Below are 24,743 nucleotides of genomic sequence, written 5' to 3' on the forward strand. Positions count from 1 at the left end.
ATTAGTGGTGTTTTATTATATTTATCCATTACAAATCAACAACATGAATAGATTATTCTTAGTATCAATTTTGTTTTTGGCCCTTGGTTTTTCTTCCGTTAAGGCACAAAATTTCAGCACACATCAGGTTAAAAAAGGGGAAACCATTACGGGTATTGCCGATCAATATGGCGTTACAATTTCAGATATATACAACATCAATCCCGATGCTAAAAAAGAATTAAAACCGAATACCATTTTAATCATTCCCATTTCAAAAGCAACAAAACCTAAAGGAGTTCCCACTAAAAAATTAGAAGGATTTAAAGAACATAAAACCAGTAAAAAGGAAACCTTGTACAGCATTGCCAAACAGTATGACGTTACCGAAGACGACCTGAAAAAGTACAACACATTTTTGTATGCCAACACCTTACAAAAAGGGGACAAGCTGCAAATACCCCTATTTACGATCACAAAGGAAGAACCAAGGGCCGCAACCAAAACATATACCGTACAGCCAAAAGAGGGTAAATGGCGCGTTGCGTACAAATTTGGCATTACCGTACAGGAACTGGAAGCACTGAACCCAGGTTTGGGCGATACTTTGCAGGATGGCCAACAGATAAATGTACCAAATCTGGATGGTGAAAAGGTGAAGGAAATTGATGAAAAATACAGCTATTACAGTGTGTTGCCCAAAGAAGGCTTTTACCGTTTGAAGATAAAATTAGGCCTAGACCAGGCAACACTTGAAGCCTTAAACCCCGAACTGAAAGAAACAGGTTTAAAAGATGGCATGGTGCTAAAAATTCCGTTTTCAAATAATAAAGATGCCATTGGGGAAGAAGTGACCAAAAAATCGAACTTAACCCATAGCATTACAAATTTTGAGACCAAACATATCGCCATTATGCTGCCCTTCCGAATGAACAGGGTAAATTTTGACTCGGTTCCCGATATTAGAAATAGCATAAAAAAAGACCCATACCTCGATGCATCGCTTGATTTTTATACAGGCGTTCTAACAGCTTTGGATTCCTTAAAAACTTTGGGCATTTCACTTAATGTCGATGTTTATGATACCCAATACCAAGTTAGTGAAGTTGCAAGAATTATCCGCGATAACAATTTTAAAAATGTTGATGCGGTTATTGGGCCATTAACTCCCGAAACCTTTGAAGCCGCCGCCGTGGCATTAAAAAACTACAATATACCCGTAATTTCTCCAATAGGAACCAACTTAAACTTGTACGAAAACGTTTTTCAATCCAGACCATCCGATGATTTGCTGAAAACAAAAATTGTGAATTATATAAAAAACGATGCCTCCAATAAAAATGTGCTCATTGTTTCCGATACCAAAAATATCGATATAGTGAACGAACTTAAAACGGAATTTAGTTCGGCTAAAACTGTTTATTCCAGAAAAAACAAAGAAGGAAAGGACATTAACTATCTGTATGTTGATGATATACGGGGTAGCTTGAAACCCGGCAAAAACTACGTGTTTTTAGAAACCCAAAACAAAGGATTTGCTTCCAACGTTATTAGTGTACTGGCTTCCTTGAACCAAAAAAGTGCAGATGCCGATAACCCAGATGTGATTGAAATAATTTTGGTAACCACCAATTTTAATCCCGCTTTTGAAAGCGATCAGGTTTCAAACGCCCAATTATCAAAATTGCAGTTCCATTTTGCATCTGCTACAAAAAACTATAATGAAGTAGGTGGTAACACCTTTGTAAAAAATTATACAAAAACTTTCAGTACCACCCCAAACAAGCGGGCCATAAAAGGATTTGACTTAACGATGGACGTGGTACTGCGTTTGGTGTCTTCTGAAAATCTATACCAATCGGTGAATAAATCGCCCCTTACCGAATATGTCGAAAACAAATTTGCCTATAAAAAGAAATTGCTAGGTGGCTATTACAACGATGCGGTATATTTGGTAAAATATGAGGATTTAGCAATTGTGGAGGTAAAATAATGTTACCAGACCAGCAATTTTTAATCGACCTTGCCCATACCAAAATGCCTTTTGGCAAGTACAAAGACCGCTATTTAATTGATTTACCCGAATATTACGTGGTGTGGTACCAGCAAAAAGGCTTTCCCAAAGGCAGATTGGGCGATATGCTCAAACAGGTTTACGAACTGAAATTAAATGGTTTGGAAGATTTGATTCGGAATATTAAAAAGCAATATCCTAAATAATTTTTTTATTTTGCGTTATTATTTTTTAGGTTTTAGTGCTTTTGCATTTGGAACTAAAAAAAGTAAATGGTCGTTGTTCTTTTCACTAAATGTGCAACCCAATTACAGTTATAATTTACATAAAAAGATGAAGAAAATAAGTTTTTATTTATTTGTTGGCCTGTTGGCAATAAGCTGTAAAACCAATAAAATGGTCTATTCCGACCCGGTGCCAAAACACGATCGCTTAGTTATAAAGTCGGAATTCGTAAATGAAGAGCGCATCATTAATGTTTGGACGCCGCCCCAGTATGAACAATCAACCGAAACCTTCCCTGTTTTATATATGCCCGATGGTGGTATTAAAGAGGATTTTCCGCATATCGCAAATACCTTGACAACCTTGTTGGAAGAAAAAAAGATACCACCATTTATATTGGTTGGGATTGAAAATACCCAACGCGGTAGAGACTTAACCGGTTTTTCGGAAGCAGAGTACGATAAGCAATTTTGTCCAGTAACCGATGGTGCCAAAGATTTTAGGGCCTTTATTGCAGAAGAGTTAATTCCTGAAATAAACAAAAAATACAGAACCCAAAGCAAAAAAGGCATTATAGGAGAATCGTTGGCAGGACTTTTTGTTATGGAAACTTTTTTCTTAAAACCCGAAACCTTCAATTTTTATATCGCCATGGACCCTTCCCTTTGGTGGAACAACCAGTATTTAACAAAAAATGCCGATGCTTTATTAACTGATTTTCCTAAGCAAGATATTAAACTGTGGTTTGCGGGTTCGAGCGCAGAAGATATTTCTGTGTCCACCAAAAGTTTGGAGAAAACGCTTCAAAAAAATGCGCCAAAAAATCTACAATGGAACTATTCCAACGAGCCCCAAGAAAAGCATAATACCATATTTAGGGCAACAAAGGAAAAAGCACTTATTTGGACTTTAAACGAATAAAAAATCAAAAAGATTTTAAACCTATTTTGATGCGAAGCGGCTAGTTATCTCTTGTTCCGTTTATTATAATTTTTATCGCCGCGTGTTTTAGGTTTTTTGTATTTGGCGGCTATTTTAAACTTATACGAACCGCCCAAGTTTTCTTTTTGGTTCTTTTCTTTTTTCTTATGGAAGGCTGCACCAATAGCGTCATCGCGCTTTGCAGGGTTGTTGCGTTCTTTTATTTGCGGACGTTCCTCTTCAATCAAATCGGTTGATACTTCAACCGCATCAGGAAGTTCCAGTAAGCGAATGGCCATGTGCATTAAGCCCTCTATTTTTTCAACCGATTCTTGTTCATTTTCCGTAGAAAATAAAATAGCATCCCCTTTGCGTTCGGCACGTCCGGTTCTACCTATGCGGTGCATATAGTTTTCTGGGTAATGGGGCGTATCGAAATTAATTACGTGCGAAATATTCTCAATATCCAAACCACGTGCCATAACATCGGTGGCCACTAAAATACGGTTAACGCCATTTCTAAATTGTTCAATACTGCGTAAACGGTAATTTTGGGTCTTGTTGGAGTGTATCACGCACAATTCGTCATGAAACGTGCTATCTAAATTATCAAATAAGCGGTCTGCCATGTTTTTGTTGGATACAAATACCAGTACTTTTGTAAATATTTCTGCGTTGCTTAAAAGATGTTTCAGTAAATTAACCTTGGTGTAAAAATTAGGAACATTGTACCGAACTTGCGAAATATTTTCAAGCGGTGTTCCGGAAACGGCAATGGAAACGCGCTCTGGATTTTTAAAAAAATCAGAAATCAATACATCTACATCTTCTGTCATGGTTGCCGAAAACATGATGTTTTGGCGTTTTTCGGGCAAGAAATCGAAAATATTGATTAGTTGGTGCCTAAACCCTAAATCGAGCATCACATCAACTTCATCTATCACCAGTTTTTGTATGGTTTTTAATTGCAGTACGCGGCTTAATGCCAGGTCATAAACACGCCCCGGGGTTGCTACTAAAATATCAACGCCATTGGCTACCGCTTGTTTTTGGGTATTGATATTGGTGCCGCCATACACTCCCAACACCCGCGTATTGATGTATTTGGTTAGTTTTTCAACTTCCTCAACTACCTGTACCACCAGTTCGCGCGTAGGTACCAAAACGAGTATGCGCGGACTTTCCTGTTTGGAAAATGGAAGGTTTTTTAAAATTGGCAACATGTAGGCAAAAGTCTTGCCCGTACCGGTCTGTGCTATCCCAACCATATCGGTTCCCGAGGCCACTACATTAAATGCTTCGGCTTGTATGGGCGTAGGTGTTGTAAAGCCTAAATCGGTTAGGGCATTGTACAAAGGCGTATTTAGGTTTAGGTCTTGAAAGGTCACGATTGTTGTTTAAGCTTGCAAAGTTACATTTATTATTCTATTCAGGGGCAAGGTGTCCCTATTTCAATGGTATAGCTTGCCTTAAAGGTGCTATTGACCGCCAATTTTATAATGCCCTCTTTGGTTGTGAACTCTTGATCGGTATTTTCATTATCGGCAATTCCCAACCAAGGTTCAATACACACATAGTTGCCAGAGGGTTTTGCCCAAATACCCAAATAGGGAAAATCGGGATAGTGTACCGAAAGGATGTGTCCGTGTTTTTTACTTTTTAAAGTGACCTTTTTAGAACGTAAGTCTTTAAAAATTAGGGCGTCGGCATTAAATAGCTCGTGTGTTAACGGCAAACTATTGGTGTTGTTTAAAATAGGTTTTGTTTTAGATGAAATAAGTCCATTGGCCATATTGATAAGATGTGATTGAGAGGTTTCGGTATGTTCAAATTCCAATGAGTAATCTTCGTAAGCTTCATCTTCAAATACCGGACATTTAAAAGCAGGGTGCCCACCAAGTGAAAAGTACAGGGGTTTGCTATCTCTGTTTTTAATGGTATGCAGCACTTCAATACAATTATTGGTAAGCGTATATGTGATGAAAAATTCAAATTTGAATGGATATATTTTTAAGGTTTCATCACTATAAGAGAGTCGGAAGGTTAAACTATCCGGGGTTTGGTCGTGCAATACCATGGCATTGTTGTTGCGAACAAAACCATGCTTTGGTAAGTTATATGGTTGATTGTCAAAAACATAAGTGTCGTTTTTTAAAGCACCAATAATAGGGAACAGGTTAGGGGCGAAGCTTCCCCAAATTGTTGGGTCGGCATGCCACATAAAATTGGTTCCTGTTGCAACCGATGTAATTTTGCATAATTCGGCTCCTACGGTATGGATCGCTATTTTAAGTTGATTGTTTTCTAGGGTGTGCATAACGGTTGTTTTAAAAATACAAAACTTGTGAATTTTTAGGGAAACTAACTAACTTTACGCTTTAAATTTTAAAATTGAGAACAACATTTAACCATACAACAAACGATACCAAAATATTTAAGCTACAGCTCTTGCAATGGGCACAACAGTTTGATGATGTTGTTTGGTTGGATTCCAATCCTGAGAGTTATGGCGACAAACAAGCCTATTCCAACTACGATGCGGTTTTGGCGGTGGATGCTTCTACACGTATCAAAACCGATTTCACACAAGCTTTTGAACAATTAAAAGCATACCAAACCACGACGAACGATTGGATTTTTGGTTATTTGACCTACGATTTAAAAAATGCCGTTGAACACTTAACATCCCAAAATTTCGAAGGCCTTCAGTTTCCTGATTTATACTTCTTTCAACCCAAAAAACTCTTTTTTTTTAGAGGAAATCATGTTGAAATACAGTATTTGAATGGCGTTGCCAATGAATTTGAAAGTGATTTAAAATCGATTTCCCTCGAACTGAAAAGGCGCCCTGAGCGCAGTAGAAAGGTCTCGAATGATATTAAAATCAAGCTCCGTATTCACAAAGACGATTACTTTGAAAAAATTAACTACATGCTCGCTCACATCCATCGGGGCGATATTTATGAAGCTAATTTTTGTCAGGAGTTTTATGCCGAAAACACTGCCATCAATCCGTTGGAAACCTACAATAAGCTCAACGCTATTTCTAATCCGCCGTTTGCAACCTTTCTAAAATGTAGCGACAAATTTTTATTGTCGGCTTCCCCAGAACGCTATTTGAAAAAGCAAGGAAACACCATCATTTCGCAACCCATTAAAGGCACTGCGAAGCGTTCTTCAAATAAAAAAGAAGACGCAAAGTTAAAACACGATTTGCAACAAAGCAGTAAAGAACGCAGCGAAAACATTATGATTGTAGATTTGGTGCGGAACGATTTGGCAAAAACCGCCCAAAAAGGTACAGTTGCCGTGGCGGAACTGTGCCAAATTTACACCTTTAGCCAAGTGCACCATATGATTTCTACCATCACCTCCGAAGTTGCTAACGGAACCAACCCCATAGAGGTTATAAAAACCACGTTCCCTATGGGCAGCATGACGGGTGCTCCAAAAATAGCGGCCATGAAAATTATTGAAGCCCTGGAAGAAACCAAACGCGGACTCTATTCTGGGGCGGTAGGTTATTTTACGCCTTCGGGCGATTTTGATTTTAATGTGGTTATACGCAGTATTTTGTACAACCAAACGCGTCGCTATGTGTCGTTTTCCGTGGGCAGTGCCATTACCGCAAAAAGCGACCCATTAAAAGAGTACGAGGAGTGTTTGTTAAAAGCCAAGGCGATGCGCCAGGTTTTGGAAGATTAATCTAAATGGTCCTTGAATTTGTTTTTTACCTCTTCATAAATAAATTCAACACGTTTTACTTCCATCGATTTTACCTTGGCTATGTCTTCAAAACTTAATTTTCCAAATACCATTAAATCAATAATGCTCGATACATTTAAGGGCAACCAACTGTAAAGGCTTCCTAAAAGGGATCTTGATTTGTTTTTTGATAAATCTTCAATTTCAAAAGCCGATAAAAAGGTATTGTCGGCCTCATCATATAAAAATAAGTGCTTGTGCTTATGGTCTTGTTGGTATGAAATATCGTTTAGTTCCTCATTCATTACAAAATCAAAACCATCGTCAATGGTATATTTTTCTTCCAGAGCATCCAATTCCTCTTCTAAAATTTCATGGGTACTTACCGTATTTTTATGGAATGCTTCTTTTTTAAAAAGAACATTCAGTTCATCGTCGGCATATTTGAACAGCTTCAATTTTAAGGCATTCGGTGTCATATCAATATCAAAACCGTTTTCGTAAAATTTCGCAATGCTTTCATCAATAACCCCCATGGAATCGTACATATTTTTTGGTATAATGCCCATTGATTCTGCAATATAAAGTCGGTTTTTTATATAAGGATGCAGTTGTTGCGACACGGCGACCACCTTTTTATCAAACGCAGCTTGTGTTTCTTTTTGGTTTAATTTATCGGTTGAGCTCATAATTTATGATTTTGCATTACATTTCTAAATTTACAAAATTTTTATTGAATAATGTGTGACGATTTACGAATTACGATGTGCAAAGTAGAGTAGATATTGTAGGTTTACAAAATACAATTCACCCTTTTGTTAGTACACAAAAAAGTTCAACCTCTAACTTCTAACTTTTACTTCTAACTTTTAACTTTGTTCATCCAACGCTGTTTCAACATTAAAATAAACCTTAACTTTGAAGGATGCAAAACGCCTTTCAAGACCATATAAACGCGAAGCTGCCTTTTCTTAAAAAAAGCAAACTGCTTATTGCCATTTCTGGCGGTATGGATAGCGTGGTTTTAGCTAGGTTATGCCATAACATGGGCTTTAAAATGGCCTTGGCGCACTGTAATTTTAACCTGCGCGGAAACGAAAGTGATGCCGATGAACATTTTGTGCTGCAACTGGCAGAAGACCTGGATTTAGAGGTTTTTGTTGAAAGTTTTGATACGAACATTTTTGCTGAGGAACAGAAACTGTCCATTCAAATGGCAGCACGTAAATTGCGGTACGACTGGTTTGAAGCACTGGCCGAACAACTTCATTTCGACTATGTTTTAACCGCTCACCATGCAGACGACAATCTGGAAACCTTTTTAATAAACTTGACTCGCGGAACGGGTTTGGAGGGCTTAACCGGTATTCCAGAGGTTCAGGGTAAATTGGTTCGTCCCCTGTTGCCTTTTTCCAGGGAAACTATCGAGGCCTTTGCTAAAAAATCCCATTTTACTTGGCGCGATGATACTAGCAACGCTTCCACCAAATATGTGCGTAACAAATTACGGCACGATGTGATTCCTGTTTTAAAACAGATCAATCCAAGTTTGTTGCTCAGTTTTCAAAATACCATGAATAACTTGAACGATACGGCTTCCATTGTAAATGAAAGCATAAAAAAAGTTTCAGACCGCGCTGTAGAAACATTGGATAACCATCAAATTAAATTCAAAATTTCAGAATTTAAAAAGTTGAACAATCCAAAAGCCTATCTTTTTGAATTGCTTAAAGCGTATGGATTTACCGAATGGAACGATGTGGCCAATTTATTGAACGCCCAATCTGGAAAACAAGTATTTTCGGAAACATGGCGATTGATTAAGGATAGAAACTATTTATTGCTAAGCGAACGCCCTAAAGAAATAGCGGAAACCATGACCGTTTTTGAAGCGGATGACTTTATTGATACTCCTTTTGGTACCTTATTTTTATCTGAAGTGGATGCGGTGGCGGAAACCGGCAAATCGCTTATTTTTGTTGATAAAGAAGCATTGCGTTTTCCGTTAACCATCCGAAAATGGCAGAAAGGCGACGTGTTTTACCCCGCAGGTATGACCGGTAAAAAGAAATTGAGCAAATATTTCAAGGACGAAAAATTTTCGTTACTGGATAAGGAAAATACGTGGTTGTTATGCACGCAAACTGCCATAGTTTGGGTTATTGGCAAACGCGCAGATAATAGATTTCGGGTTACTGAACATACTAAACAGATATTAAAAATTGAATTGAAATAAATTGTTTCACTGCGCACAGTCGGAGTGTCTCATCTACTAAAACAACAATTTGAAACTACAAGGCAACATAGTCGATATACCCAACAAACGCATTTTTAAGGGCGAAGTAACCTTTGAAAACGGCAAAATAGCAAACATCATTGAAAAACAACATGCCATTGAAGCTTACATTCTTCCCGGTTTTGTTGATGCGCATATCCATATTGAGAGCTCTATGCTGGTGCCCAGTGAATTTGCGCGTTTGGCAGTAAGGCATGGTACGGTGGCAACGGTTTCCGACCCGCACGAAATTGCCAATGTGCTGGGTGTAAAAGGCGTGGAATTTATGATTGAAAACGGCAAAAAAGTACCGTTTAAATTCAATTTTGGAGCCCCTTCCTGTGTGCCTGCCACTACGTTTGAGTCGGCCGGAGCTGTTTTGGATTCCGAAGCTATAAAATTACTTCTTCAAAACCCGAATATTAGCTATTTAACGGAAATGATGAATTACCCGGGCGTGCTTTTTAACGATGCCGAGGTGCTAAAAAAAATAGCGTGGGCAAAACACTACAATAAGCCGGTTGATGGGCATGCGCCAGGGTTACGGGGCGATGCCATCTCAAAATACATCAAGGCAGGTATCACAACCGACCATGAATGTTTTACTTATGATGAAGCCCTGGAGAAGTTGCAAAAAGGCATGAAAATCCTGATTAGGGAAGGAAGTGCCGCTAAAAATTTTGAGGCCTTAATCGATTTAGCGCCAGAACATTTTGAAAACATGATGCTTTGCAGCGACGATAAACACCCAGACGATTTACTGCTGCATCACATCAACAATCTGTGTGCACGCGCCATTTCCAAAGGTATCGACGTGTTTAAGGTGTTGCAAATGGCGTGCGTCAACCCCGTAAAACATTATAATTTGAATGTGGGATTGTTACAAATAGGCGATGCTGCCGATTGTATTGTGGTAGAAGATTTAATACACTTCAAAACCCTTCAAACCTATATAAACGGGGCTTTGGTGTTCGATAACGGTAGGTCGTTAATCAAGCAGGTTCCTTTTAAAAATCTGAATAATTTCAACTGCAATAAAAAAAATGTTGCCGATTTTAGAGTAGCATCTTCAGCAAAAAAAATAAGGGTTATTGAAGCCTTGGAAGGGCAGTTGGTGACCAATGAATTGATTGAAGCGGCTTTTATTGAAGATGGCAATAGCATTTCAAACCCCGAAAAGGATATTTTAAAAATAACGGTCGTTAATCGCTATAAAAATCAAAAACCAGCCATGGCCTTTATTAAAAATTTTGGATTGAAGGAAGGTGCCATCGCATCGTCGGTTGCTCACGACTCGCACAATATTATTGCTGTGGGTGTTTCCGATGACGCTATCTGCAAAGCGGTTAATTTATTGATTGAAGCCAAAGGCGGTATTTGTGCGGTTTCCAATTCAAAAGAAAAAATATTGCCATTGCCAGTTGCAGGAATTATGAGCGATCAAGATGGTGAAACCGTTGGAAAACACTATGCTGCATTGGACCAGATGGCAAAACAATTGGGAAGCCACTTAAACGCACCTTACATGACCTTGTCGTTTATGGCATTGTTGGTTATTCCAGCATTAAAACTAAGCGATAAAGGCCTTTTTAACGGCAAAGATTTTAAATTTACGGCGTTGGCCGTTGATAATTAATAATGAAAAATGAAGCATAAAAAATTGAAAGTGAAAAACGAAAAAATGAGTGCTAACCCAACTGAAAACCAAGACTGAAACTGTCCACTAAATAATGCCCATTCTAGATTCTACTTACAAGCCTCCTTTCTTTTTTAAAAACGGTTTTGTTGCTACCGTGTATTCAGGTTTATTCCGTAAGGTGGCGTTACAACAAGTGCGGGAGCGCATCACGTTAAGCGATGGCGATTTTCTGGATTTGGACTGGAGTTTTTCAAAAGAAAAAGCAACCGAACTCATCATTCTGCTTCATGGTTTAGAAGGTCATGCGCAACGTCCGTATGTTACTGCTGCAGCCAAATTGTTTAATGGGAATGGGGTTGATGCTGTTTGTGTTAATTTTAGAGGGTGTAGCGGTGAAGATAATTTATTGTACCGTAGTTACCACTCTGGAGCTACCGACGATTTGGAAGCGGTGGTAACCCATGCCATCTCTAACAAAAACTATTCAAAAATTTACTTAAAAGGCATCAGTTTGGGCGGTAACCTAATTTTAAAATATTTGGGCGAGCGCAACAACCTTCCGCAAGAAATAAAGGCAGCCATTGCCGTTTCCGTGCCTTGTTATTTGTACGGTTCTGCCAAAGAATTACATGCTTTCAAAAACACATTGTTCCACGACCGTTTCAAGCGGCATTTGGTAAACAGGTTAAAAATTAAGCAAAAAAAGTTCACTAACGAATTGAGTGCTGAAGCCATTGCTTCCATAAAAACCTTGTACGATTTTGATAATGTTTACACCGCCAAAGCCCATGGGTTTAAAAACGCCGAGGCTTATTATGAAGCCTGCAGTAGCCTACAATTTCTTCCAAATATAAAAACGCCCACCCTCATAATCAATGCGCTTAACGATTCGTTTTTATCGCCCGAATGTTACCCCGTAAAAGAAGCCAAAAACAACCCAAATCTTTATTTGGAAATGCCCAAACATGGCGGCCACATGGGTTTTATCGCTAAGCATAACTGTTATTATAACGAAAAAAGGGCTTTAGAATTTATAAAGGAACACGCGTAGCTAATTAATTTTATAAATTGTAACTAAACGGCACGTTATTTTTTAAAATGAAGAAGCTAATTAATGAAATAAGAATTATTTTTGAACAAAATAAAGAAAATGAAACCTATTGAATGGAAAACGGTTAAAGAATATGAAGACATCACCTACAAAAAATGCCAAGGTGTTGCCCGAATTGCGTTTAACAGGCCAAATGTGCGCAATGCCTTTAGGCCAAAAACCACCAGCGAACTTTACGACGCATTTTATGATGCCAATGAAGATATTAATATAGGCGTGGTATTACTATCTGCCGAGGGGCCTTCAACTAAAGATGGTATTTGGAGCTTTTGTTCTGGGGGCGACCAAAAAGCGCGCGGTCACCAAGGATATGTGGGTGAAGATGGTTACCACCGTTTAAACATTCTCGAAGTACAGCGTTTAATTCGGTTTATGCCCAAGGCAGTTATTGCCGTGGTGCCGGGGTGGGCGGTTGGCGGCGGCCACAGCTTGCACGTGGTGTGCGATTTAACCTTGGCAAGCAAAGAGCATGCTATTTTTAAACAAACCGATGCCGATGTTACCAGTTTCGACGGTGGCTATGGGTCGGCTTATTTGGCTAAAATGGTGGGCCAAAAAAAGGCACGCGAAATATTTTTCTTAGGAAGAAATTACTCGGCTCAAGAAGCTTTTGATATGGGGATGGTAAACGCCGTAATTCCACATGCCGAATTGGAGACAACCGCTTTTGAGTGGGCACAGGAAATTCTTGCGAAATCGCCAACCTCTATAAAAATGCTGAAATTTGCCATGAATTTAACCGATGACGGCATGGTGGGTCAACAAGTATTTGCAGGCGAAGCTACCCGTTTGGCTTATATGACCGATGAAGCTGTTGAAGGCAGAAACGCTTTTCTGGAAAAGCGCAAGCCGAATTTTGTAAAAAAATGGATTCCGTAGTATAAAAGGCATCATCAAAAGGTGGTCGTAACCACTAATTAAGCTATGTGAATGGCATATTTTCATTGAAAAAAAATGATCTACAAATGAAAAAAGTTTCAATCTGGATTTCAACCATGCGTTTACGAACGCTGCCTTTGTCCATTTCTGGCATTATATTAGCATCGTGTTTTGCTGTTTATAATGGTTATTTTAATTGGTTGGTGTGCGTACTTGCCGTTTTAACAACGCTCAGTTTTCAAATCCTTTCAAATCTTGCCAACGATTATGGCGATGGTATAAAAGGCACCGATAATAACCAGCGTATTGGGCCAGAACGCGCCATACAAACAGGTACCATTTCACCGGAGGAAATGTTTAATGCCATTAAAATAAACGTGCTCATTTCCATAGTACTGTCCTGTCTTTTAATATTTACCGCATTTGGCGTTAAAAATTTTTTGTTAACGGTTGTATTTTTTTTATTGGGTATCGCTTCCATTGTGGCGGCCATTCGTTACACCGTGGGCAGTAGTGCCTATGGTTACAGGGGTTTGGGCGACTTTTATGTATTTGTGTTTTTTGGTTTGGTAAGTGTGGTAGGCTGCTATGTACTGTATGCCAAAACACTAGACCATGTGGTGTTTTTACCGGCGTTGACCATTGGTTTATTAAGTACCGCGGTTTTGAACCTTAATAACATGCGCGATATAGTTTCGGATGAAAAGTCTGATAAAAAAACCTTAGTAGTGTCGTTAGGCATTTCAAAAGCAAAAAAATACCACATTGCCCTTATTGTTTTGGCCATGGTATTTTCATTTTTATTCGGCATTTTGTACTATACGTCTATTTATAATTTAATTTTTGTTATTGCCTATATTCCGTTGGTAAGCCATATCAAAAGAGTGGTGCATAACACCGATGCTAAATTACTCGATCCAGAATTAAAAAAGGTCGCTTTAACTACGGTACTTTTAGCAATACTAATGGGAATAGGGCATTTGTTGTGAAATTTTTGTAATTTACCTTATTAATTTTTAATAGTTTTTATATGAAAATTACATACTACGGTCACGCAAGCTTGGGCATACAGGTTAATGATGTGCATATTTTGGTCGATCCTTTTATTTCGGCAAACCCCAAAGCTTCGCATATTAACATAGAAACCTTAAAAGCAGATTATATTTTGCTTACACATGCGCACCAAGACCATATTTTGGATGTGGAGGCCATTGCAAAACGCACCAATGCCATCATCATTTCTAATTTTGAAATTGTTTCGCATTTTGAAAATATGGGTATAGAAGGCCACCCCATGAACCATGGAGGTAGTTGGGATTTTGAGTTTGGTACCCTAAAATATGTGGTTGCCATTCACACCTCTTCGTTTCCCGACGGGAAATATGGCGGACAACCAGGTGGTTTTGTGATTGAAGGCGAACATAAAAACATATACATTGCAGGTGATACGGCGCTGACTTTTGATATGAAATTGATTCCCATGCACACCAAATTGGATTTGGCCATTCTACCTATTGGCGATAATTTTACCATGGGAACCGAAGATGCCATTATTGCCAGCGATTTTGTAAAATGCGATAAGGTGTTGGGTTACCATTTCGATACGTTTGGCTATATAGAAATTGACCACGAAGAGGCAAAACGCAAGTTTTTTGAAAAAAACAAAGATTTAATGCTGCTTGAAATTGGCGAAAGTCTTGAATTGTAAATGATTAAAGCTTCCTATAAAAAATACATCTTAAACTTCAAAAATCCCAGTGGCACCTCGCGGGGTGTTTTAAGAACGAAGGAAACCTGGTTTCTTATTTTAAGTTCCGAAGGAAAAAAAGGCATTGGCGAATGTGGTTTGTTTCGCGGTTTATCTGTTGACGACAGACCCGATTACGAAAACAAACTACACTGGGTTTGCGAAAATATAAATCTTGGTTTAGATGAATTGTTGCAACAAACAATAGAATTTCCAAGTATTCAAATTGGATTGGAAACGGCCTTTAAATCTTTGGAAAGTGACCATACATTTGAATTATTTCCTTCAAAATTTACAAAAAGTGAAGCTGCCATTGCCATTAACGGTTTAATTTGGATGGGAACGGAAGCCTTTATGAAACAACAAATCCATGATAAAATTGCAGCGGGTTTCAAATGCCTTAAAATGAAGATTGGCGCTATCGATTTTCAAACAGAATGTGGCCTGTTAAAATCCATCAGAAAGGAATTTACTTCAGCAAACATCGCATTGCGTGTTGATGCTAACGGTGCATTTTCGGCTTCCGAAGCCCTTGAAAAACTAAAGATACTTTCCGATTTCGATTTACATTCCATCGAACAGCCCATTAAGCAAGGCCAGATTCAGGAAATGGCAAAACTATGTGCCGAAACCCCGTTGCCCATTGCTCTGGACGAAGAATTAATAGGCATTTTTTCTTCAAAAAAAAAACAAGAACTCCTGCAAACCATTCAACCACAATACATTATTTTAAAACCAAGTTTAATTGGCGGCTTTAAAGGAAGCGATTCCTGGATAGAAATTGCAGCGAAAAACAACATGGGTTGGTGGCTTACCAGTGCACTGGAAAGTAATATTGGATTAAATGCCATTGCGCAATACACCTATATTAAAAACAGCAAAATGCCCCAAGGATTGGGCACGGGTAGTTTATTTACCAATAATTTTGATTGCCCATTACAAGTAAATAACGGTACTTTGCAGTACAACAAAAAAATGGGTTGGAACTTTAATTTATAAAAACATGTACATAGCTCAAGCATTTAAAGGATTGCACGAATGGTGGCGTTATTTATTAGGATTATTAATTGTTGTTGTGGCAGTTACCATAGGGCAAATACCCTTAACCGTAGCTGTATTTATTAAAGCGTTTAGAAACGGCGATAGCATAATAGGCATGGAACAAACCGAAATGTTGTCGCTATTAGAACCCAATTTGAATCTGTTTTTAATGTTGTTATCGTTTGCGGTTGGCCTTTTGGGCTTGCTTTTGGCGGTAAAATATTTGCACAAGCAAACCATAACCAGTTTAACCACCTCCAGAAAAACGATAGATTGGAAACGTTTTTGGCTCATCTTTTTTGTTTGGGGCACCATTTCGAGTAGCATGGTTTTGGTCGATTATTTTACATCGCCGGCAAATTATGTACTTAATTTCAACCTCGTGCCTTTTTTAATTTTGTGCGTTATTGCCATTATTTTTGTGCCCTTGCAAACCAGTTTTGAGGAATATTTATTCAGGGGCTATTTAATGCAGGGCATTGGGGTTATTGTAAAAAACAAATGGGTACCGTTAATAATTACGTCGTTGGTTTTTGGGTTATTGCACATTGCCAATCCGGAGGTTGATAAACTAGGCCATGTTATTATGGTTTATTACATTGGTACAGGCTTGTTTTTAGGTATTTTAACGCTTATGGATGAAGGTATGGAACTCGCTTTGGGCTTTCACGCTGCCAACAATTTGTTTACCGCACTTTTGGTAACTGCCGATTGGACTGCGTTTCAAACCCATTCCGTTTTAAAAGACATGTCCGATCCAACAGAAATGGCCCTTGGCGAAATATTTTTCCCCGTATTTATTGTATTTCCCATACTTTTGTTCATACTTTCAAAAGTGTATAAATGGACCAACTGGAAAGAAAAATTATTAGGAACGGTTGAAGAACCAGCAAACGAAAACCATGAAATTGAAGCATAGCACCATGATACCGAATTACACCAATGTACATATTAAATTTAAGTTAGATAACGTAAGCTATAAGCACGAAGATTTAATGGAAGTTGCTTATAGTTATGTGAAGGAAGGTGATGCCTACCAACAGGAACTGGGTAATTTTTTGTTGGATTGGTTGGATGATAACGATTATGTTACGGCACAAACCTCGGGCTCTACGGGCAAACCCAAAAAAATTACAATAAAGAAGGAAGCCATGGTTCAATCGGCCATAGCAACTGGCGACTTTTTTAATTTAAGTCCGGGCGATAAAGTACTGCATTGCCTGCCTTCCAACTTTATTGCCGGTAAAATGATGATTGTGAGGGCCATTGTGCTGGGGCTTGAATTGGATATGGTCGAGCCATCGGCATTACCCCTAATCGATTACGAAAAAGACTATGCGTTTTGTGCTTTTACGCCCATGCAGCTTAAAAATTTCGCTAAGTACCTAAAAAACATTAAAGTCGCCATTGTTGGCGGTGGTCAAGTGTCCGACGCCATTATTGAGATGATAAAAGACAAAAAGCCGGTAGTTTATGAAACTTATGGAATGACCGAAACGGTAACACATATTGCCGTAAAAAAATTAAATAATTTTAATGCAGGGGATACTTATACGCGTTCCCATTTTAAAACATTGCCCAATATTACGGTGTCTGCCGACGATAGAAGTTGTTTGGTAATTGATGCGCCCTATCTATCGAGCGAAAAAATAGTAACCAACGATATTGTTACCATTCATTCTGAAACCAGTTTTGAATGGTTGGGTCGTTTTGATAATGTCATCAATTCGGGAGGGATTAAATTGTATCCAGAGCAAATCGAGAAAAACCTGAAAGGCATCCTAAACCAACGGTTTTTCATCGCTTCCTTGCCTGATGATGCCCTAGGTGAAAAAGTAATTCTGGTTATTGAAGGTGAAAATAATTTGGATACCAGCATTTTTGAAGGGTTGGCAAAATATGAAAAGCCCAAGGCTATTTTTGCGCTTCCTAAATTTATCGAAACCAAATCGGGCAAAATTCAGCGTAAAAAAACCGTTGAACTAATAAAAGGGATTTAACTCGCCCAAAAGGGCACTTCACTCATTAGCGTTTTTATTTTTTGGTGGTTGGGTTTAGTTTTATGCTAAACTTTAAAATCGCGAATTATGAAAACACTATTAAACCTCTTTTTTGCATGGTTATTTATCATGCCCCTTCACGCCCAAGAACGATTCATTTCTGGTAAAGTTTCCGATGAAACGGGGTTAGCACTTCCTGGGGTTAACGTTGTTGTAAAAGGCACTTTAAAAGGAACGACCACCAATTTCGACGGACTCTATCAAATAATGGCAAATGATACCGATGTTTTGGTGTTTTCATATCTTGGATATGTTCCAGCAGAACGTGTGGTGGGCACATTACACACCATATCATTAGCCTTACAAGCCGATAAGACTGCATTGAATGAAGTTGTAGTAGTAGGTTACTGCACACAAAAACGAAGCTATGCAACAGGAGCCGTTGCTAAAATTTCCAATTCACAACTACAACGAAAAAACCAAAAAGCCTATCATAACCAATTGGCAGCACAAATGCAGTCAACGCCCACAAACCAAGCGTTGCAGGGTAAAGTGGCAGGAGTCGCCATAAATAATACAGGTTCCAATACCCATATTGTTATTCGGGGTGCCGCAACCCTTTCCAATCAGCAACAACCCTTGGTGGTGGTTGATGGTAAAATAGTGCCCTACAACAGCATCGAAACTTTAAACCCGCAGCACATAAACGACATTACTGTATTGAAGGATGCCAGTGCCACCGCTATTTATGGCAATAAGGCTCGTGATGGTGTTATCATCATTTCAACAAAAAACAATACAAAGGTTGTTGATGAACCGCTTTATATTGTGGATGGTGTACCTATCAAAAAAGAGCACAATCATATTGTTGAAAACTTGCCAAAATCGGATATAGAAACCAAAAAAAGCTATGATAAAGCGGAAGCAAAAACCAAATTTGGAACCATTGCAAACCAGGGCTGCATCGTTATTACCACGCATCAAGGTAATTTCAGGCTGAACAACCAAGAAAGTTATGCCGTTATTGAAGAAAACTCGTTTGAAAGAACCTCGCTTTCGCCGCTTTCTACGTTCTCAATTGATGTGGATAAAGCATCGTACAGTAATATCAGGCGCATGATCAATAGTGGCATGCCCATTGAACCCGACGCCGTAAAAATTGAGGAAATGGTTAATTATTTCAACTATAACTACCCACAACCAACAGGAGACCATCCGTTTTCCATTCATACAGAAGTGGCCAAAACGCCCTGGAACCAACAAACCAAAATTGTTAAAATAGGTTTACAAGGAAAAACGTATTTGAATGACGCTTTGCCCGCATCAAACCTCACATTTTTAATTGATGTTTCGGGTTCAATGGGCTCGCCAAATAAATTGCCGTTGCTAAAATCGGCTTTTAAATTATTGGTAAATCAATTGCGCGAACAGGATAGAGTAGCCATTGTGGTGTATGCAGGTGCTGCGGGTGTGGTGTTGGAACCCACGTCGGGCAAGCATAAAGAAAAAATAATGAAAGCATTAGATAATTTGGATGCCGGTGGCTCAACAGCAGGTGGCGCAGGCATAGAATTGGCGTATAAATTAGCCGAAGAAAACTTTAAAAAGAACGGGAACAACCGTGTGATTTTGGCAACCGATGGCGATTTTAACGTTGGAGCTTCTTCAGATAAAGCGATGGAAACATTGATAGAAAACAAACGTAAATCGGGTGTGTTTTTATCGGTATTGGGATTTGGCTATGGAAACTATAAAGACTCAAAACTTGAGATTTTAGCCGATAAAGGCAATGGAAACCATGCATATATCGATAGCATGCAAGAAGCCCAAAAAGTGTTTGGGAAAGAATTTGGCGGTACCTTGTTCACCATTGCCAAAGATGTGAAAATTCAAATTGAATTCAATCCAAACAAAGTACAGGCATACCGATTGATTGGCTATGAAAACAGGATGCTTGCCGATGAAGATTTTATTGACGACACGAAAGATGCCGGCGAATTAGGCAGCGGGCATACCGTAACGGCGTTGTATGAACTTATTCCCGTGGGCGTTGAAAGCGATTATTTAAAAGCGGTTGATGATTTGAAATACACAAAAACAGCCACAGCTACGAAATTTTCAGATGAACTGTTTACGGTAAAATTTAGGTACAAAAAACCAGATGGCGATAAAAGTATCGAAATGGTTCATGTGCAAAAAGATGACGTTTTAGAGGCTTCAGAAGATTTTAAATTTGCGTCGGCCGTTGCTTTATTTGGGATGCAAATTCGACATTCAAAATTTCATAACCATTCAACACCAGACGATGTTTTAGCGTTGGCAACATCGGGCAGGGGCGATGATACGGACGGGTATCGCTCAGAGTTTATGAGGTTAGTTTCTTCGTATCAAAGTTTGTAATTTAAAAAAAGCGACCAATTTGGGTCGCTTTTTTTAATCAATCTACATGTAAAAAATATAATTTATGTCCTGTTTCTTTTAAAAGCGCTTTAGCTTTTTTGTGTTGATTTTCAAAAGTTTCTAGATTAGTTCCTTTACAAATACCATAAGAGTAATGATATTTAATAATTTCCAAATCTAAATTAGTTAATGTTTTTTTCTCTGAAGCACAGTTAGAAAAATAACTGTTACAATCAAATTCATTACTTAATTTAAAAAATCCTAATGATTGGATGAAGTAATCTTTCATCTTATCCTCCAATGATATGTCATCAGGATATAATTTAATAGCACCTTTATATATTTTGTTTTGTTTCCAATAAATATAATAATTTGTGTTTTTATTGTTTTTAAGATTTTCTTCATATTCATAATCCCCATCATTATAAATAAAATAGTTTGCGTCTTTAGCTTTTTTTACTATGAATATATTTAAAGAATCAACTTGATCAGATATATTTTTTACAAAGGGAATAAAATCTTTTTTTGTACTTTTTTTAATGTTTTTAGAAAAGAAAATTCGAATATCTTCTTTCCAATATTTCATTGACGTTTTAGTACTATATAAATTATTTTTATGATTGAAAGCTACTTTTTTATAATAATGTAGAAAAGTAGAATCCTTAAATTCGTATGGAACTCTAACACCTTTTGGTTCTAAATAGTTTTTAATAAGAACTAGTGTATCATTATTTCTATATTGAAAGTTTAATGAATCTTCTTTTGTAAGCGGTTCTTTATATTTTAATTTATAATACTTCAGTGAAGTATAATGTCTTTGTTCAACTTTTTTATCAGGATTTTGTGAAAAACTTAAAGAAAAAATAAAGTTAAAAATTAAGCAGAAAAGTATGTTTGTTTTCATAGGTAATTTTATATGAGTTCTTAATATTTTTATTTAAGAAATTACAATTGTTAATTTCTAATTCCTAATTGTTAAACCTGTAAAACCCCCAAATTAAAAGCTTTTTCAATAGGGGCGTGGTTAGCGGCCTCAATACCCATACTTAGCCATTTTCGGGTTTCCAAGGGGTCAATGATGGCATCGGTCCAAATACGTGAAGCTGCATAATAAGGTGATACTTGGGCATCGTAACGATCCTTTATTTTATTGAATAAGGCCTCTTCCTTTTCTTTGGTTATTTTTTCACCTTGTTTTTCCAACGACGCTTTTTCAATTTGAAGCAGTACCTTGGCGGCAGAATTTCCACTCATCACCGCAAGTTCGGCACTTGGCCACGACACAATCAATCTGGGGTCGTATGCCTTTCCGCACATGGCATAATTACCTGCCCCATAGCTGTTTCCAATAATAACGGTGAATTTTGGCACCACCGAATTACTAACGGCATTTACCATTTTTGCACCATCTTTAATAATGCCACCATGTTCGCTTTTGCTTCCTACCATAAAGCCTGTAACATCCTGTAAAAACACCAACGGAATCTTTTTTTGGTTACAATTGGCTATAAAACGGGTGGCTTTATCGGCGCTATCATTATAGATAACGCCACCAAATTGCATTTCGCCCGTGGCATTTTTAACCAATTTGCGTTGGTTGGCCACAATGCCAACGGCCCAACCCTCTATTCTGGCATAACAGGTTATGATGGTTTTACCGTAACCGGCCTTGTATTCATTAAATTCAGAATTATCAACCAACCGCTTTATAATGGCGTACATATCATATTGGTCTGCTCTCGATTTTGGCAGAATCCCGTAAATATCTTCCGGATTTTCCTTAGGTTTTATCGCCTCGCTTCGGTTATACCCTGCTTTATCATAATCGCCTATTTTATCAACAATACTTTTAATGGTATCTAAAGCATCTTGATCGTTTTTCGCTTTATAATCGGTAACGCCCGAAATTTCACAATGGGTCGTTGCGCCCCCCAATGTTTCGTTATCAATGGTTTCACCAATGGCGGCTTTCACCAAATAACTTCCTGCCAAAAAAATACTGCCCGTTTTATCAACAATCAATGCTTCATCGCTCATAATGGGCAAGTAAGCGCCACCAGCAACACAGCTTCCCATAACCGCAGCAATTTGGGTAATGCCCATACTGCTCATAACCGCGTTGTTTCTAAAAATGCGCCCAAAATGTTCTTTATCAGGAAAAATATCGTCCTGCAACGGTAAATACACCCCGGCGCTATCCACTAAATAAATAATAGGCAAGCGGTTTTCGATGGCAATTTCCTGTGCGCGTAAATTCTTTTTTGCGGTAATAGGAAACCATGCCCCGGCCTTTACGGTAGCATCGTTGGCCACTACAATGCATTGTTTCCCTTTAATATAGCCCATTTTAACAACCACGCCCGCTGATGGACACCCACCATGCGATTCATACATGCCTTCGCCAGCAAATGCGGCAATTTCAATGGCCTTTGAATGGCTGTCCAATAAATAGTCTATGCGTTCGCGTGCCGTTAGCTTTCCTTTTTCGTGTTGTTTTTCTATGCTCTTTTTTCCTCCTCCTAAGCGTATTTTGCCTAAGCGTTTGTTGAGTTCGGATATTAAGAGCTTATTGTAATCTTCGTTTTTGTTGAAGTTTAAGTCCATTGCTGTTTTCTTTGGAAGCTAAAATACAAAAGTTTCAATTTCCTGTTAGTTTTTGTTAATGTTTTATTAATAAATATTACATGGAAATATATTCCTAGAAAAATAAATAATTTATTTATATCTTTGCCCAAACAAATACTATAAGCATGAAAAATATCTTAGCCTTTGCGGGCAGCAGCAGCAAGCAATCTATTAACAAACAGTTGGTTACTTATGCATCCAATAGCGTTGAACACGTAAACACAAGCATTTTGGACTTAAATGATTTTGAATTGCCACTTTTTAGCGTCGATTTGGAGCAAAAACACGGAATTCCTGAAAATGCCCATAAGTTTTTGGAACTCATAAAATCCGCCGATGGCATCCTGCTTTCATTGGCTGAGCACAATGGAGCGTACGCCACGGTGTTTAAAAATCTATTGGATTGGCTATCGAGAATTGAAGGTAAACTGTTTTTTAACAAGCCCATGTTGTTAATGGCAACATCGCCCGGAGGCAGGGGTGGGGCATCTGTTCTGGAAATGGCCCAGGCCAGATTCCCTTTTCATGATGGAAACATTGTGGCGGTTTTTTCCTTGCCCTTTTTTGGAAATAATTTTTCGGAAGGCAAGATTGTTCATGCCGATTTTGATAAACAATTAAAAGAGGCCGTTAAACAATTACAAAAACATTTATAACATGGACGTAAAACATACTGATGATGGAACAAAGGGCATTTTTTTTATTGAAATAGAAGGTAAGAAAATGGCCGAAATAACCTATTTGCACCAAAGCCCCCATGCAATTTGTATTGAGCACACCCAAGTTGACGATGCGCTTAAAGGGCAGGGTGTTGGGTACAGACTAATTGAAGCATCGGTTGCATATGTGCGCTCTAATAACCTGAAAGTTATTCCAATATGCTCCTATGCTCAGGCGGTTTTTAAAAAGAGGCAGGAGGAATTTGCCGATATTTTAACTCAATAAAAGCTACCAATGGGAGATTTATCAAAAGCCATTCATTCAAAATTCGCCAACAACAAAATAAAGGCATTACTGAATATTTTGTACACCGCCAATTGGATTTCAAATTTTCAGAACGACTATTTTAAAACCTACGGAATTTCTCCGCAACAATATAATATTTTAAGGATATTAAAAGGTGCGGGCGAGCCCATGAACGTTCAAGTTATTAAAGATAGAATGATTGAGCGCTCGCCAAATGCCACACGGTTAATGGACAAACTTTGCGACAAAAACTATATTGAGCGCTTACCTTGCCAACACGACAGGCGCGCGGTTAAAATTGCGATTACAAGTCAAGGCCATGCGCTTTTAGCTACCATTCCTGACAATTTTAATGATACTTTATTAAAAAACCTAAGCGAGGAAGAAGCAGGGCAATTAAGCAATTTGCTTGATAAAATGCGTTAGAAATATTAATTAAAAAGAAAAAATAAAGATGAAAACAATTATACATAAAGCAAGTGAAAGAGGATTTGCAAACCATGGTTGGTTACAGGCCAACCATTCATTTAGTTTTGCCAGTTACAACAACCCCGAAAAGGTGCATTTTGGAGCATTACGTGTGCTAAATGATGATGTTATTGCTCCCAAAATGGGCTTTGGAACGCACCCGCACGATAATATGGAAATCATTACCATTCCGTTACAGGGTGTTTTAAAACATCGCGACAATATGGGCGACACATGGATACCTGTGTTACCCGGTGAAGTACAGGTTATGAGTGCCGGTTCGGGCGTGCAACATTCTGAAATAAATGGATCGGTTGATGAATATTTAAGTTTGTTCCAAATTTGGATCTTCCCAAACAAACAAAACGTTGCTCCACGCTACGACCAAAAAAAATTTGATGCCAGTGAACGCAAAAACCAGCTTCAAATATTGGTTACATCTATGGATGAAGCCCATGAAACGAGTTTGAAAATTCATCAAGATGCCATCATTTCAAGAATCGATTTGGATAAAGACCGCACGTTTGATTACACTCATAAAAGCGAAAATCACGGGGTTTATGTGATGACCATTCACGGTAATATAACTATTAACAACCATGTTTTAGAAAGTAGGGATGCCGCTGGTGTTTATGAAACCAATGTTTTTACAATTAAAACGAATGAAGCCTCTAGTTTGCTTTTTATTGAAATTCCTATGGAATTTTAAAAAGGCACTATTTTTAATTAAAGGGTTTCTTAATGCCGC

23 protein-coding genes are annotated in these 24,743 nt (G+C 38.2%); 18 read left to right on the top strand and 5 right to left on the bottom strand.

The genetic code is table 11. From position 1 onward, the window contains the following. The first annotated feature begins 43 nt into the window (after nt 1–43). The 3 genes from GQO80_RS00170 to GQO80_RS00180 all read left to right on the top strand — a co-directional run bounded on the left by GQO80_RS00170 (nt 44) and on the right by GQO80_RS00180 (nt 3,139). The gene (locus tag GQO80_RS00170) at nt 44–1,972 is read left to right on the top strand and encodes a LysM peptidoglycan-binding domain-containing protein (RefSeq protein WP_157206182.1); all 1,929 of its coding nucleotides are present in this window, start codon (nt 44–46) and stop codon (nt 1,970–1,972) included. Continuing rightward, nucleotides 1,972–2,199, top strand: a complete 228-nt coding sequence (locus tag GQO80_RS00175) for a DUF3820 family protein (protein WP_157206183.1) — start codon at nt 1,972–1,974, stop codon at nt 2,197–2,199. Before GQO80_RS00170 ends, GQO80_RS00175 begins: the two co-directional genes overlap by 1 nt. A 127-nt stretch (nt 2,200–2,326) precedes the next feature. Continuing rightward, nucleotides 2,327–3,139 carry an alpha/beta hydrolase gene (locus GQO80_RS00180; RefSeq protein WP_157206184.1) on the top strand — a complete coding sequence of 271 codons (813 nt, stop codon included), beginning with the start codon at nt 2,327–2,329 and terminating at the stop codon, nt 3,137–3,139. Between the two features lie 44 nt (nt 3,140–3,183). Here GQO80_RS00180 and GQO80_RS00185 read toward each other — a convergent pair whose 3' ends face one another. Next, a complete protein-coding gene (locus tag GQO80_RS00185; RefSeq protein ID WP_157206185.1) occupies nt 3,184–4,527 on the bottom strand; it encodes a DEAD/DEAH box helicase in 1,344 nt (447 codons plus the stop codon). A gap of 41 nt (nt 4,528–4,568) precedes the next feature. After that, nucleotides 4,569–5,456, bottom strand: a complete 888-nt coding sequence (locus tag GQO80_RS00190) for an aldose 1-epimerase family protein (RefSeq protein WP_157206186.1) — start codon at nt 5,454–5,456, stop codon at nt 4,569–4,571. A gap of 74 nt (nt 5,457–5,530) precedes the next feature. Here GQO80_RS00190 and GQO80_RS00195 point away from each other — a divergent pair, with 74 nt between their 5' ends. Beyond that, nucleotides 5,531–6,844: an anthranilate synthase component I family protein gene (locus GQO80_RS00195; RefSeq protein ID WP_157206187.1), complete on the top strand. Its 1,314-nt coding sequence runs from the start codon at nt 5,531–5,533 to the stop codon at nt 6,842–6,844. Here GQO80_RS00195 and GQO80_RS00200 read toward each other — a convergent pair. Beyond that, nucleotides 6,841–7,533 carry a hypothetical protein gene (locus tag GQO80_RS00200; RefSeq protein ID WP_157206188.1) on the bottom strand — a complete coding sequence of 231 codons (693 nt, stop codon included), beginning with the start codon at nt 7,531–7,533 and terminating at the stop codon, nt 6,841–6,843. The two genes, GQO80_RS00195 and GQO80_RS00200, sit on opposite strands and share 4 nt — an antisense overlap. Nucleotides 7,534–7,769: 236 nt before the next feature. Between GQO80_RS00200 and tilS the strand changes: the two genes are divergently transcribed. From tilS to GQO80_RS00250, 10 genes are all read left to right on the top strand, one after another. After that, nucleotides 7,770–9,080, top strand: coding sequence for a tRNA lysidine(34) synthetase TilS (gene tilS, locus GQO80_RS00205; protein ID WP_157206189.1), 1,311 nt, complete (start codon nt 7,770–7,772; stop codon nt 9,078–9,080). A gap of 49 nt (nt 9,081–9,129) precedes the next feature. Then, entirely contained in the window at nt 9,130–10,755 is a 1,626-nt protein-coding gene (gene ade / locus GQO80_RS00210) for an adenine deaminase (protein WP_157206190.1), read from the top strand. Between the two features lie 94 nt (nt 10,756–10,849). Continuing rightward, nucleotides 10,850–11,809, top strand: coding sequence for a YheT family hydrolase (locus tag GQO80_RS00215; protein ID WP_157206191.1), 960 nt, complete (start codon nt 10,850–10,852; stop codon nt 11,807–11,809). 99 nt (nt 11,810–11,908) lie between these two features. Then, a complete protein-coding gene (locus GQO80_RS00220) occupies nt 11,909–12,748 on the top strand; it encodes a 1,4-dihydroxy-2-naphthoyl-CoA synthase (protein ID WP_157206192.1) in 840 nt (279 codons plus the stop codon). Between the two features lie 86 nt (nt 12,749–12,834). Next, nucleotides 12,835–13,737 (top strand): 1,4-dihydroxy-2-naphthoate octaprenyltransferase, encoded by a 903-nt coding sequence (gene menA, locus GQO80_RS00225; protein WP_157206193.1) that lies wholly within the window; start codon nt 12,835–12,837, stop codon nt 13,735–13,737. Nucleotides 13,738–13,778: 41 nt separating this feature from the next. Then, entirely contained in the window at nt 13,779–14,456 is a 678-nt protein-coding gene (locus GQO80_RS00230) for a metal-dependent hydrolase (protein ID WP_157206194.1), read from the top strand. Further along, the gene (locus tag GQO80_RS00235; RefSeq protein ID WP_157206195.1) at nt 14,457–15,494 is read left to right on the top strand and encodes an o-succinylbenzoate synthase; all 1,038 of its coding nucleotides are present in this window, start codon (nt 14,457–14,459) and stop codon (nt 15,492–15,494) included. Nucleotides 15,495–15,498: 4 nt separating this feature from the next. After that, nucleotides 15,499–16,455, top strand: coding sequence for a CPBP family intramembrane glutamic endopeptidase (locus GQO80_RS00240; protein WP_157206196.1), 957 nt, complete (start codon nt 15,499–15,501; stop codon nt 16,453–16,455). Continuing rightward, nucleotides 16,439–17,536 carry an AMP-binding protein gene (locus GQO80_RS00245; protein ID WP_232333080.1) on the top strand — a complete coding sequence of 366 codons (1,098 nt, stop codon included), beginning with the start codon at nt 16,439–16,441 and terminating at the stop codon, nt 17,534–17,536. Before GQO80_RS00240 ends, GQO80_RS00245 begins: the two co-directional genes overlap by 17 nt. Nucleotides 17,537–17,623: 87 nt before the next feature. Then, nucleotides 17,624–19,936 (top strand): VWA domain-containing protein, encoded by a 2,313-nt coding sequence (locus GQO80_RS00250; RefSeq protein WP_157206197.1) that lies wholly within the window; start codon nt 17,624–17,626, stop codon nt 19,934–19,936. 37 nt (nt 19,937–19,973) lie between these two features. Here the strand turns inward: GQO80_RS00250 and GQO80_RS00255 are convergent, their stop codons facing one another. Together GQO80_RS00255 and GQO80_RS00260 are read right to left on the bottom strand one after the other, a co-directional pair. After that, entirely contained in the window at nt 19,974–20,840 is an 867-nt protein-coding gene (locus tag GQO80_RS00255; protein ID WP_157206198.1) for a hypothetical protein, read from the bottom strand. 71 nt (nt 20,841–20,911) lie between these two features. Beyond that, entirely contained in the window at nt 20,912–22,540 is a 1,629-nt protein-coding gene (locus GQO80_RS00260; protein WP_157206199.1) for an acyl-CoA carboxylase subunit beta, read from the bottom strand. 146 nt (nt 22,541–22,686) lie between these two features. On the opposite strand from GQO80_RS00260, the gene GQO80_RS00265 reads away from it, so the two are divergent. From GQO80_RS00265 to GQO80_RS00280, 4 genes are read left to right on the top strand one after another with little or no spacing between them, the layout of a single operon-like run. After that, nucleotides 22,687–23,217: an NADPH-dependent FMN reductase gene (locus GQO80_RS00265; RefSeq protein WP_157206200.1), complete on the top strand. Its 531-nt coding sequence runs from the start codon at nt 22,687–22,689 to the stop codon at nt 23,215–23,217. A gap of 1 nt (nt 23,218) precedes the next feature. Beyond that, nucleotides 23,219–23,506: a GNAT family N-acetyltransferase gene (locus GQO80_RS00270; RefSeq protein WP_157206201.1), complete on the top strand. Its 288-nt coding sequence runs from the start codon at nt 23,219–23,221 to the stop codon at nt 23,504–23,506. 9 nt (nt 23,507–23,515) lie between these two features. Continuing rightward, nucleotides 23,516–23,953, top strand: coding sequence for a MarR family winged helix-turn-helix transcriptional regulator (locus GQO80_RS00275; RefSeq protein ID WP_157206202.1), 438 nt, complete (start codon nt 23,516–23,518; stop codon nt 23,951–23,953). 28 nt (nt 23,954–23,981) lie between these two features. Continuing rightward, nucleotides 23,982–24,704, top strand: coding sequence for a pirin family protein (locus GQO80_RS00280; RefSeq protein ID WP_157206203.1), 723 nt, complete (start codon nt 23,982–23,984; stop codon nt 24,702–24,704). The last annotated feature ends 39 nt before the right edge of the window (nt 24,705–24,743 follow it).

The organism is Mariniflexile maritimum (genome assembly GCF_009746565.1).
Classification (GTDB): domain Bacteria; phylum Bacteroidota; class Bacteroidia; order Flavobacteriales; family Flavobacteriaceae; genus Mariniflexile; species Mariniflexile maritimum.